Below are 12030 nucleotides of genomic sequence, written 5' to 3'. Positions count from 1 at the left end.
GCGCGCTCGGCGCGTCTGCCGATGCCCCTGCCCGCCGCCGGGTACAGGGCCGTCCCATCGTCCTACGTAGGTGTTTCGGCGCGCGGACTGCGACTGCCACGCTCGGCGGGGTCCGCCCGCCGGCCGCCCGGTCCGGACGAACCTCGATCGCGCCGTCGGAGTCCCCAACGACCGAGGAATGATCCGCATCTCGGGATTGATCCGGAATCCCCGGACAACCCGCGTCCCCTCGACGTTCCCGGCCTCGCCCGTGGGCGGCGTCCTGCACGGCGGGAGTCAGCCGTCCGCCTCGCAGACGGCCGGGGCCGCGTCGTCGAGGGGCACGGCGGGGGCCGGCCGGGGCAGCGGCGGCGGCGTGCCGCCGAACGCCGGGCACAGCGCCTGGTGGTGGCACCAGGAGCACAGGCGGTTCGGGGTGGCCCGCCAGTCCCCGCTGCGGTGGGCCCGGTCGATCGCCGCCCACAGCGCCTCGATCCGCCGCTCGGTGGCCCGCAGGTCCGCCTCGTCCGGGGCGGCCCGCAACCAGGTGCGGTCACCGAGGTAGTACAGGCGAAGCTCCCGGGGGATCACGCCGCGGATCCGCCACAGCAGCAGGGCGTAGAACCTCATCTGGAACATCGCCGAACCCTCGAACGCCGGCCCGGGCGAGCGGCCGGTCTTGTAGTCGACCACCCGCAGGGCCACGCCCTGCGGAGTCGTCGCCTCGTCGAGCCGGTCCACGTAGCCGCGCAGCCGCAGCCCGGAGTCGAGCACATGCTCGACGTAGAGCTCGCGGGCCGAGGGGGCGAGCCGGGCCGGGTCCTCCAGCGCGAAGTACCCCGCGAGCAGTTCGCGCGCGGAATCCAGCCAGGCGGCGAGCGCGTCCGGGCCGTCGAAGAGCGCCTCGACCGCCGGCTCCCGTTCGCGCAGCGCCCGCCAGGCCGGCTCGACCAGCGCGCGCGCGGCCTCGAGGGTCCGCCCGGCCGGCGGCAGGTCGAACAGGTTCTCCAGGACCGAGTGCACGACGGTCCCGCGGCTGGCCGCCTCGCTCGGCGGTTCGGGCAGCCGGTCGATGACGCGGAATCGGTAGCGCAGCGGGCAGTTGACGAAGTCCGCCGCCCGCGACGGCGACAGCGACCCGATCAGCGGCCGCTCGGCATCCCGCGGCCCGCCCGGCGCTGCGGGGTCGACCGCCGGCACGGAAGCCTCGCTGGATGCCGCGGAACCAGGCGGCGGCGTCGTGGTCATGACCCGACCCTAGAACCCGCCACCGACAGTCCCGCGGGTCGGTCCCGGCCGGCGGCGAGGGACGTCCCCGGCGACGGTCCCGCCCTCGCCGGAGACCCCTGGCACCCCCGCTGGTCACAGGCGTGGACAGGGCCGGCAGACGCGGCCGGATCTGGTCCGTAGCATCGGTTCTATGACGGATCAGCGCGGTGGCACCGGCTCGGATGCCCATGGCGGCACGGGTGGTGCGTCGCGGCATCCGGGTGAACGGCCGCCGGGGGTCGTCATCGGGCGCATTCGTGGCGTCCCGATCATGGTGTCGCCGCTTGCGTTGATCTTCGCCCTCCTGGTGGCCTACCTGCTCTCCGGCTCCATCCGGGACCGGCTGCCGACGGCGTCGGACGGCCAGGTCCTCGCGATGGCCACGGTGATCTCCGTCGGCTTCCTGCTCTCCCTGCTGGTCCACGAGATCGGCCACTGCCTGGCCGCCCTCGCCTTCGGCCACACCGTCCGTTCGGTGACGCTGCACGGGTTCGCCGGGTTCACCGAGTTCGAGCCCGAACCCCGCAGTCCCGGCCGCGAGTTCCTCATCGCCTTCGTCGGTCCGGCGGCCAACGGTCTGCTTGNCGGGCTGTGCTTCCTCGGCCTGCTCGGCATCGGCGACGACACCAACGTCGGGGTGGTGCTGCGCGATCTCGGGGTCATCAACCTGGCGCTGTTCGTGTTCAACCTGGCCCCCGGCGTGCCGTTGGACGGCGGGCGGGTGGTCATCGCCGCCGTGTGGGCGGTGACCGGGGACAAGCTGCGCGGGCTGCGGGCCGGCGCCTACGGCGGCTTCGTGGTGGCCGCGGGCATGGTCGTCTGGGGTACGACGATCTCCGGCGACAGCTTCGGCCTGTTCTACACGTATGCTCTGGCGGCGTTCCTGGCCTTCGCGGCCTTCCAGTCCTTGCGTGCGGCCCAGTTGCGCGGTCGGCTGCCGGGGCTGTCCGCCGGCCGGCTGGTGCGCCGGACGCTGCCCGTCGAGGGCGCCGTGCCGCTGGCCGAGGCGTTGCGGCGGGCCCAGGAGGTCGGCGCCACCGCCGTCGCGGTGATCGACCGAGACGGTAATCCCATCAAGATCATGAATGGCTCGGCGGTCGACGCGCTGCCCGAGCATCGGAGGCCGTGGATGTCCGTGGACGAGGTGAGTCGGGCGATCTCGCCCGGGATGGTGCTCGACGCCGACCTGGAGGGCGAGGACCTGCTCGCCGCCGTGCAGAGCATGCCCGCCTCGGAGTACCTGGTGCTGCAGCACGGCCGGCCGGTCGGTGTGCTCGCGATGGTCGACCTGGTCGCCCGCCTCGACCCGGCCGCCGCCGCGCGCATGGTGGCGCAGCGGTGACCGAGCCCGATCTTCGCCCCGGCCCCACCGGCGCGGCGCACCGCCGCGGGCCCTTCACCAAGGGCGACCGGGTGCAGCTCACCGACCCCAAGGGACGCAAGCACACCGTCGTCCTGGAACCGGGCAAGCAGTTCCACACCCACCGCGGCGCCGTCGAACACGACGCGCTGCTCGGCCGGCCCGAGGGCATCGTCGTCACCAGCACCGGCGGCACCGACTACCTGGCGCTGCGCCCCCTGCTCGTGGACTTCGTGCTGTCGATGCCCCGCGGGGCGACCGTGGTCTACCCCAAGGACGCGGCCCAGATCGTCACGTACGCGGACATCTTTCCGGGCGCGCGGGTGCTTGAGGCCGGCGTCGGCTCGGGCGCGCTGTCCTGCTCCCTGCTGCGCACCATCGGGGATGCCGGTCGGTTGATCTCCTACGAGCGGCGGGAGGACTTCGCCGCCATCGCCCAGCGCAACATCGAGACGTTCTTCGGCGGGCCGCATCCGGCGCACACGGTGATCGTCGGCGATCTGGCCGAGACGACCGAACGGGACGTCGACCGGGTCGTCCTCGACATGCTCGCGCCCTGGGACGTCGTGGACGCCGTCAGCGCGGCGCTCGTTCCCGGCGGGGTGGTCTGTGCCTACGTCGCCACGACGACGCAGTTGTCCCGGGTCGTGGAGGCCCTGCGGGCCCACGGCACGTTCGCCGAGCCCGCCGCGTGGGAGACGATGATGCGGGACTGGCATGTCGAGGGCCTTGCGGTCCGCCCCGGCCACCGCATGGTCGGCCACACGGGCTTCCTGGTCACCGCGCGTCGCCTCGCCGACGGGGTCACGCCTCCGGTCCGCCGTCGACGCCCGGCAAAGGGCGCCCTCGGGGATCCGGCCGGCGCGGATCCGGCCGAGGCGGGTGCCCTTCTCGCCGAGCCGGCCGCGACGGCCCTCGCCGGAGCTGCGCCCGAACCCGTCGTGGATGCGGTGCCCGAACCCGTCGTGGATGCGGTGCCCGAAGCCACGCGTGGGAGCTGACTCCACCAGCGACGTGGCGTACCCCCCAGAAGCCCCCTCTCGTCCTGCTGTCACCTTCCGTGACGTTAGGGGGTGTGGCTGAGGCGCGTCGCGAAGCGGGCTACGGCCCGTGCGCCAGCGGCGGATACGGGGAGAGCGCCTACCTGTTTCTTCTGGGGGGTTCGGCGTCCGATTCGTCCCCCCAGAAGGAACAGGTTGCCCCGTTCCCCTGCACACCCCCGCCTCGCGAGGCGGTGTGGAGGGGTGGCGGTGGGCCGTTCGATGGCGAGGCGGGTGCAGTCCGACATCACGCTTCGTCACCGAACGCGGGATGAGGAACTGGTGAGCGGCTGCACGAGGCCGAGCCGACCAGGCAGGCCCGGGGCCTGACCCGCGCGGACCAGGACACGCGGACCAGGAGAGGCCACGGCGGCCCCACGGTCGGGTCGATCGGGACCGAGGCGGCAGGGCGGTCGCAGTTGCAGAAGGCCAGTGACCTCTCGCCGCCCTTGGGGCGTCATCGACCTCCTGTAAACCCTCTCGCCGACGGAGGGGTCTCTCGCCGATGGAGGGGTCTCGTCGACGGGGGGTCTCTCGCCGATGGAGAGGTCTCGCGGCGATGGAGGGGCTCGGCGTGATGGAGGCGTCAGCCGAGGGGGCCGCCGGCCTCCAGGGTGCCATCCGGGCGTTCCACGTAGATGCACGTTCCCGGGCACTCGTCGGCCGCATCGACGACCGCGTCCACGACGGGGAGGGGTACCGGCACGTACGCCCCGTCGGTCGTCTGGAGCTCGCCGGCGTCGTCCTTGACGTAGGCCAGCCCGTCGACGTCGAACTCGAAGATGCTGGGGGCGAGCTGGACGCACAGACCGTCGCCGGTGCAGGCGTTCTGGTCGACCCGCACGCGCAGGCCCGCCGAAACGCCCGGCTTCGCTGGAGTTGCCACAGGGCTCCGATCTTCTGTCACCATGGCACCGTAACCCGCTGTTTACGGCAAAGCCCGGTCGTCCTTGCGCGACCGGCCTGCCAGCGGCGGTCACAACGGTAGTGTGGGTGCGTCCCGGTCAGCACGGGGGNGGNGGAGGCGCAGTGTCCGGTCCCCGTTCGGGCTCTGGCTCCGGTGGGAGCACGGGTCGTCCAGGTGATGCCGAATCACGGCGGTCGGCGTACGAGAAGGAAGCACACGAGCTCACGACGCAGGTCGCCTTCCTGGAAGAGGAAGTGGCCATGCTGCGGCGTAGGTTGTCCGAATCGCCCAGGCAGGTCAGGGTGCTGGAGGAACGCCTCGCGGAGATACAGGCCGAGCTGTCGTCCGCCACGGGACAGAACGACAGACTCGTCGCCACTCTCCGGGAGGCGCGCGACCAGATCGTCACCCTGAAGGAGGAGGTCGACAGACTCGCGCAGCCGCCAAGCGGCTACGGGATCTTCGTCTTCCGGTATGACGACGGCACCGTCGACGTGTTCACTCAGGGCAGAAAGCTCCGGGTGACCGTGTCGCCGAGTGTCGACGTCGGCTCGCTCTCGCCCGGCCAGGAGGTCATGCTCAACGAGGCCCTCAACGTGGTCGAGGCGCGCTCGTTCGAGCGGCAGGGTGAGATTGTCCTGCTCAAGGAAGTCCTCGAAAGCGGTGACCGAGCACTGGTGATCGGTCACACCGACGAGGAGCGGGTGGTCATGCTGGCCCAACCGCTGCTCGACGGTCCGATCCGCGCGGGGGACTCGTTGTTGATCGAGCCCCGCTCCGGGTACGCCTTCGAGCGGGTCCCGAAGTCCGAGGTCGAGGAGCTTGTCCTCGAAGAGGTCCCGGACATCGGGTACGAGCAGATCGGCGGGTTGAAGAGTCAGATCGAGTCGATCCGCGACTCGGTGGAGCTGCCGTTCCTGTACAAGGAGCTCTACCGGGAGCATCAGCTCAAGCCGCCGAAGGGTGTGCTGCTCTACGGCCCACCCGGCTGCGGCAAGACGCTGATCGCGAAGGCGGTCGCCAACTCGTTGGCCAAGAAGGTCGAGGCGATCACCGGCCAGGGCAACGGCCGGGCCTTCTTCCTCAACATCAAGGGCCCCGAGCTGCTCAACAAGTTCGTCGGCGAGACCGAGCGGCAGATCCGGCTGGTGTTCCAGCGGGCGCGCGAGAAGGCGTCCGAGGGAATGCCGGTGATCGTGTTCTTCGACGAGATGGACTCGATCTTCCGGACCCGCGGCTCGGGTGTGTCCTCGGACGTGGAGAACACGATCGTTCCGCAGCTGCTCAGCGAGATCGACGGCGTCGAGCAGCTCGAGAACGTCATCGTGATCGGCGCGTCCAACCGCGAGGACATGATCGACCCGGCGATCCTGCGGCCGGGGCGGCTCGACGTCAAGATCAAGGTGGAGCGGCCCGACGCCGAAGCGGCCCGCGACATCTTCGCCAAGTACGTCGTGCCCAGCCTGCCGCTCTACCCGGAGGACCTCGCCGAGTTCGACGGCAATCGGGAGGCCACGGTCGCGGCGATGATCCAGCGCGTCGTCGAGCGGATGTACGCGGAGAGCGAGGAGAACCGTTTCCTCGAGGTGACCTACGCCAACGGCGACAAGGAGGTCCTGTACTTCAAGGACTTCAACTCGGGCGCGATGATCGAGAACATCGTCGCCCGCGCCAAGAAGATGGCGGTCAAGGCGCACATCGAGGGCGGCCTCAAGGGTCTGCGCATGCAGTACCTGCTCGCCGCGTGCCTGGACGAGTTCAAGGAGAACGAGGACCTGCCGAACACGACCAACCCGGACGACTGGGCCCGGATCTCCGGCAAGAAGGGCGAACGGATCGTCTACATCCGCACGCTCGTCACCGGAACGAAGGGCACCGAGGCCGGACGCTCCATCGACACCATCGCGAACACCGGCCAGTACCTGTAACGACCGGCGGAACACTCACCGCAGTTCCGTCGCGGTCGCGCTAGGTACGGCGACCGCGGCGGGGCGGCCTGCTCCGTACCGCGGCGCCCGGGACCGAGAAGGTTCCGGGCGCCGCGGCATGCGTGCGCCGAAAACCCGCCCAGTCCGCGGGGCCTGCGCCCGCCACGAGGGCTCTCACCGAGGCGCGCCGCCACCGGCATGGGCGACACCCGCGTGCCGGTCGCGCCGCGATCCGGGCCCGGCCCCGGGTGCCCCCGATCGGGGATCCCCGGGCCTCGGGAGGGTCCGGCTCGGGGGCTCGCCGCACCGATCCGCGTCGGGCGGAACGGGTCCGTGCGGACCGCCCAGAACAAACAAGGCGGACGTCCGGCCAACCGACCGCCCGCGCAGCACCTACGCTTGCAGAGTGAGCGCGCGCCGGATCATGGGAATCGAGACCGAGTACGGGGTGTCGGTGCCCGGTCAGCCGAACACCAACCAGATGTTGGCCTCGTCGTTGGTGGTGAACTCCTATGCCAACAGAACGTCGTCCTCGGGCAGCCGTGCCCGGTGGGACTTCGAGGAGGAGTCGCCGCTGCGGGACGCGCGAGGCTTCGAGCTCCCCCGGGAGCCCGCGGTCGACCCGAGCGCGCCGGCCAACGAGGACGACCTGGGCCTCGCCAACGTCATCCTGACCAACGGGGCGCGGCTCTACGTCGACCACGCCCATCCGGAGTTCTCCTCGCCCGAGGTCACCAACCCGCGTGACGTCGTGCTGTGGGACAAGGCCGGTGAACGGGTGATGGCGGAGGCGGCCCGCCGCGCCCTGACGGTGCCCGGCTCCAAGCCCGTGAACCTGTACAAGAACAACACCGACAACAAGGGCGTCTCCTACGGCTGCCACGAGAACTACCTCATGGCCCGGTCGACCCCGTTCGGGGAGATCGTCCGCAACCTCACCCCGTTCTTCGTCTCCCGCCAGGTCGTCTGCGGAGCCGGTCGGGTCGGCCTCGGCGTCGACAGCCGTGAGGCCGGCTTCCAGATCAGCCAGCGGGCGGACTTCTTCGAGGTCGAGGTGGGCCTCGAGACGACGCTGAAGCGTCCGATCATCAACACCCGCGACGAGCCGCACGCCGACCCGGAGAAGTACCGCCGGCTGCACGTCATCATCGGCGACGCGAACATGAGCGAGGTCGCCACCTACCTGAAGGTGGGGACGACGGCGCTGGTTCTCGCCATGATCGAGGACGGCTGGTTCAGTGTCGACCTGTCCGTGGACGGCCCGGTGGCCGCGCTGCGGGCGATCTCGCACGACCCCTCGCTCAAGCATCTCGTGACGCTGCGCGATGGTCGGAAGATGACCGGCGTGCAGTTGCAGATGGAGTACTTCGAGCAGGCCCGCAAGTACGTGGAGAACCGGTTCGGCTCGGACGTGGACCCGCAGACCGCCGACATCCTCTCCCGCTGGGAGTCGGTCCTCGGCCGCCTCGAGGTCGACCCGATGAGCTGCTCCCGGGAACTCGACTGGGTCGCCAAGCTGTCGATCCTGGAGGGGTACCGCTCGCGCGACGCCCTGGCCTGGGACTCGCCCCGCCTGGAGCTCGTCGACCTGCAGTACCACGACGTGCGGCCGGACAAGGGCCTGTACAACCGCCTCGTCGAGCGCGGCCGGTTCGATCTGGTCGTCAGCGAGGACGAGGTCACCAGGGCGATGACCGAGCCGCCGGAGGACACCCGGGCGTTCTTCCGCGGCCGCTGCCTCGCCCGCTACCCGCAGCAGGTCGCCGCGGCGTCGTGGGACTCGGTCATCTTCGACATCGGCCGGGATTCCCTGCAGCGGGTGCCGACCCTGGAGCCGCTGCGGGGGACCAGGGCGCACGTGGGCGAGCTGCTCGACCGCTGCGCCACCGCCGCGGACCTCGTCGACGCGCTGGCCGGCCGCTGAGCCCGACCGGCGGCGCTGGCCGCTCGCCGGGCCGCCTGGCGGCGCTGCCCGGTCGGTGAGCCGAGCGGCCCGTCCTGGCCCACCGTCGGGCCGAGTTGCTCCCCGGCTGACCTGCGCGCGTTGCGCCCTGGGCGGACGTCGCGACGAGACGGTCAGTTCGTGATGGAGTGGACCTCTCACCGATCCGTCTGATGGTGTCGGTGGGGCGGGATAGTGTCGCGCCAGGCGATCGAAGGAGGGCTTCATGGCCACCAGGGACAGCGGCGGCGGGCAGCAGCACACCAACCGGCAGGCCGACGAGGTCGAGGAGGTCGCGGCCGAGGGCAACGAGGCCAGCGACCTCAAGGAGCGGCACGAGAAGCTCTCCGAGGACGTCGACTCGCTCCTCGACGAGATCGACGACGTCCTCGAGGAGAACGCCGAGGAGTTCGTGAAGGGCTACGTCCAGAAGGGCGGCGAGTGACCGCGCAACCCCGGCGTCGGCGGGGCTGAGCCCGCGCCACGCACCGGCTCCGGGCACCGAAGGTGCCTCCCGATCGTGGCGGTCGCCCTGTGTCGCCTGACCGCCGTCGGCCGGGTCGCCCACCCGCGCTCCGCGTGTCGCCCGTCGGTTCCGCCGGCAGGTGAGGCAGGGTCGTGGATGGTCCGCCGGGCCCGGGAACCGCGTTTTCGCCCGTCTACGCGCCGCGCCGCTGCGGTTCGCGGGGTGCGGATCGTCGCTGGTCGCGTCGGCGGCCGTCCGGGCGTGCCCGGACGGCCCTGATCCGGCCCGCGGCGCGGCGCCGGGTGCGGTCGGGTGCTGCGGGCGGGTCGGCCGGGGGCTGGCGGAGGCCCTGCGGACGGTTCGTGGGGCCGGTGTGGGGCCGGTTCGGGGCCGGGGCCCCCGCGGGCGGATCGCCGTCGATCGCCCGGCCGGTCGCCCTGGCCGACCGCACCAGGAGGCGATGGCCCTATGTTGTGCTCATGCGCACGTCGCCCGCGGTTCCCGGAGACGATCGGGACGCCGCGGACCGTGTGACCGTCTATCGGAAGGGGGATGCGTGGCTGATCCAATGGGTGGCGCCGGGCGCCTACCGGCTGTGTTCATGACACCGGGAACGTCGTCGTTCACCGATTTCCTGTCGCAGTCGGCGCCGCACCTGCTGCCGGGGGCCCGGGGTGGCCTGCCGGGGCCGGTCACCGAGGTGGCGCACGGCACGACGATCGTGGCGGTGACGTTCCCCGGTGGTGTGATCATGGCCGGTGACCGGCGGGCGACGCAGGGGCACATGATCGCCCAGCGGGACGTCGAGAAGGTGCACCACGCCGACGACTTCTCCTGCGTGGGCTACGCGGGCACGGCCGGGGTCGGCGCCGAGCTGATCCGGCTGTTCCAGGTGGAGCTGGAGCACTACGAGAAGATCGAGGGCGCGACCCTGAGCCTGGACGCCAAGGCCAACCGGCTGGCGGCCATGGTCAAGGGGAACCTCCCGATGGCCCTGCAGGGCCTCGCCGTGGTCCCCCTGTTTGCCGGCTACGACCCGGACCTGGACAAGGGCCGGATCTTCTCCTACGACATCGCCGCGGCGAAGTCCGAGGAGCGGACGTACGAGTCGATCGGTTCCGGCTCGGTGTTCGCGAAGGGCTCGCTGAAGAAGCGCTTCCGTCCCGACCTGACCCAGGACGACGCGGCGCGGATCGCCGTCGAGGCCCTCTACGACGCCGCGGACGACGACTCGGCGACCGGCGGGCCGGACACGATCCGCAAGCTGTATCCGATCGTCGCGTCGGTGACGTCCGACGGGTACCGGCGCTACGGCGACGACGAGGTAGAACCCGTGGTGACCGCCATCATCGCGGACCGTTCCACGAGCGCGGGAGGCTGACGTGACCATGCCGTTCGGATACGCGAGCCCCGAACAGCAGGTCCGCGACAAGTCCGAGTACGCGCGCAAGGGCATCGCGCGCGGGCGCAGCGTCGTCGTCATCACCTACGCGGACGGGATCCTGTTCGTCGCCGAGANCCCCTCGGCGACCCTCCACAAGATCAGTGAGATCTACGACCGCATCGCGTTCGCCGCTGTGGGCAAGTACAACGAGTTCGAGAACCTGCGCACGGCCGGCATCCGCCTGATGGACTCCCGCGGCTACATGTACGACCGGCGCGACGTGACCAGCCGCGCCCTCGCCAACGCCTATGCGCAGACCCTCGGTGCGATTTTCACCGAGAGCGTGAAGCCCTACGAGGTCGAGATCGTGGTGGCCGAGGTCGGCCCCACCACCGACGACGACCAGATCTACAAGCTGACGTTCGACGGGTCGATCGCCGACGAGCGGGGGTTCGTCGCGATCGGCGGCGCCTCCGACCAGGTCACGACCTCGTTGAAGGAGCATCACCGGGACGGCCAGCCCCTCGCCGACGCCCTGCGGGTCGCGGTGCAGGCGCTGACCGTCAGCGTCCCGCCGGGGCTGCCGCAGAACGGCGAGCGGGTGCTCACCGCGGCCAACCTGGAGGTCGGGATGCTCGACCGGACCCGCGCCCGGCGGCAGTTCAAGCGGATCGCCGGCACGGCCCTCGCCGAGCTGCTCGCCCAGACCGCCACCTCCTCCTGACCGACCGCGCTCCTGACCGGCCGCGTCGGCCGGTCCGATCGGTGCCGCTGCGGCGACCGTCGGACCGGCCGAACGGCGGGTCGGCGTAGTGCTCAGTGCAGGTGGTGTCTCAGTGCGGGTGGTGTCTCAGCGCGGATGACGTCTCAGTGCGGGCGAACATGCTCGTCGAGGAAGGCGAGCGCGCGAGACCAGGCGTCCGCCGCGGCAACCGGGCGGTACACCGCCTCCCGGTCGTCGCTGTGGAAGGCGTGTCCCGCGCCCGGGTAGCTGACGAGTTCCGTCGGCGCGCCGCTGCGGGAGGCCGCGGCCCGCAGCGCGGCGATCTCGTCGGTGCTGATCAGATCGTCCTCCTCGCCGTAGAGACCGAGCCACGGCACGCGCAGCGTCGGGGCCGCCTCCACCAGCGGCGGCACACCCGGCCAGTACGGCGTGCTCACCCCGCCGCCGTAGAACGACACCGCCGCTGCCAGCGGGTGGCGGGTGGCGGTGTGCAGCGCAACGGTGCCGCCCATGCAGAACCCGACGATGGCGCTCTGCCCGGCGTCGAAGCCGGAGTCGGCGAGATGGGTGAGCGCCGCGTCGACGTCGGCGTCGATGCCCGTCCCCGTCAGCGCCTCCATCGCTGGGATCGCCCCCGGCCAGCCGCCGGCCGGGTCGACCTCGTCGCGTCCGTCCCGGTGGTACAGGTGCGGCGCCACAGTCAGCCAGCCGGCCCCGGCCAACCGGTCGCACACGGACACCAGGTAGGGCGTGATGCCGCGGGCGTCCTGCACGACGACCACGCCACCCCGGGGCGGATCGTCCGCCGCGGGGGCCACGATCGTCAGCGGGACCGAACCCCGCCGGGCGACCTCCGCCCGCAGGTGGCTCTTCAGGGTGCCGTTGCGGTGGGCCTGGCTGGACGTCGCATCGTTCGTTCCGGTTGTCATGGCGGCCATCCTTCCCCGTCGCAGGCTTCGTGACCGCATGGCCTGCGTCGGACCTGCCACCGTCGCGGCAGGGGGCGCGCGGGCGCATCGCGTCGATCCCCA

General features: G+C 71.5%; 10 protein-coding genes and 2 pseudogenes. 9 read left to right on the top strand and 3 right to left on the bottom strand.

Features of this window, described 5'->3' with window-relative positions:
* Positions 1-276 precede the first annotated feature (276 nt).
* Positions 277-1227, bottom strand: coding sequence for a PD-(D/E)XK nuclease family protein (locus UK82_RS18595; RefSeq protein WP_044885201.1), 951 nt, complete (start codon positions 1225-1227; stop codon positions 277-279).
* Between the two features lie 172 nt (positions 1228-1399).
* Here UK82_RS18595 and UK82_RS42865 point away from each other — a divergent pair.
* From UK82_RS42865 to UK82_RS18585, 3 genes and pseudogenes are all read left to right on the top strand, one after another.
* Positions 1400-1832, top strand: a pseudogene (locus UK82_RS42865) (site-2 protease family protein); the annotation flags it as partial.
* A 1-nt stretch (position 1833) separates the two neighbouring features.
* The coding region (locus UK82_RS38605; RefSeq protein ID WP_236706110.1) for a site-2 protease family protein at positions 1834-2590 on the top strand (757 nt) is incomplete at its 5' end.
* Complete coding sequence (locus UK82_RS18585) at positions 2587-3609, top strand: tRNA (adenine-N1)-methyltransferase (protein WP_052681075.1); 1023 nt, start codon at positions 2587-2589, stop codon at positions 3607-3609. The genes UK82_RS38605 and UK82_RS18585, both read left to right, overlap by 4 nt.
* A gap of 625 nt (positions 3610-4234) precedes the next feature.
* On the opposite strand, the gene UK82_RS18580 is transcribed toward UK82_RS18585, so the two are convergent.
* Positions 4235-4558: a ferredoxin gene (locus UK82_RS18580; protein ID WP_044885203.1), complete on the bottom strand. Its 324-nt coding sequence runs from the start codon at positions 4556-4558 to the stop codon at positions 4235-4237.
* 119 nt (positions 4559-4677) lie between these two features.
* Here UK82_RS18580 and arc point away from each other — a divergent pair, with 119 nt between their 5' ends.
* From arc to prcA, 6 genes and pseudogenes are all read left to right on the top strand, one after another.
* Positions 4678-6483: a proteasome ATPase gene (arc, locus tag UK82_RS18575; RefSeq protein ID WP_044885204.1), complete on the top strand. Its 1806-nt coding sequence runs from the start codon at positions 4678-4680 to the stop codon at positions 6481-6483.
* A gap of 406 nt (positions 6484-6889) precedes the next feature.
* Positions 6890-8407 (top strand): depupylase/deamidase Dop, encoded by a 1518-nt coding sequence (gene dop, locus UK82_RS18570; protein WP_370657138.1) that lies wholly within the window; start codon positions 6890-6892, stop codon positions 8405-8407.
* 244 nt (positions 8408-8651) lie between these two features.
* On the top strand, positions 8652-8870 hold the full coding sequence (locus tag UK82_RS18565; RefSeq protein ID WP_044885205.1) for a ubiquitin-like protein Pup: 219 nt from the start codon (positions 8652-8654) through the stop codon (positions 8868-8870).
* A 577-nt stretch (positions 8871-9447) separates the two neighbouring features.
* Positions 9448-10272, top strand: a complete 825-nt coding sequence (prcB, locus tag UK82_RS18555) for a proteasome subunit beta (protein ID WP_173667317.1) — start codon at positions 9448-9450, stop codon at positions 10270-10272.
* A 1-nt stretch (position 10273) separates the two neighbouring features.
* Positions 10274-10409: pseudogene (locus UK82_RS38600) on the top strand (proteasome subunit alpha); the annotation flags it as partial.
* A gap of 1 nt (position 10410) precedes the next feature.
* Positions 10411-10999 (top strand): proteasome subunit alpha (gene prcA, locus UK82_RS18550; protein ID WP_236706109.1); only part of this gene is annotated, 589 nt, incomplete at its 5' end.
* A gap of 143 nt (positions 11000-11142) precedes the next feature.
* Here the strand turns inward: prcA and UK82_RS18545 are convergent.
* Positions 11143-11928 carry a dienelactone hydrolase family protein gene (locus tag UK82_RS18545; RefSeq protein WP_055408379.1) on the bottom strand — a complete coding sequence of 262 codons (786 nt, stop codon included), beginning with the start codon at positions 11926-11928 and terminating at the stop codon, positions 11143-11145.
* Between the last annotated feature and the right edge of the window lie 102 nt (positions 11929-12030).

The organism is Frankia sp. ACN1ag, from assembly GCF_001414035.1.
GTDB lineage: Bacteria > Actinomycetota > Actinomycetes > Frankiales > Frankiaceae > Frankia > Frankia torreyi.
This window is presented reverse-complemented; position numbering and strand designations above follow the sequence as displayed.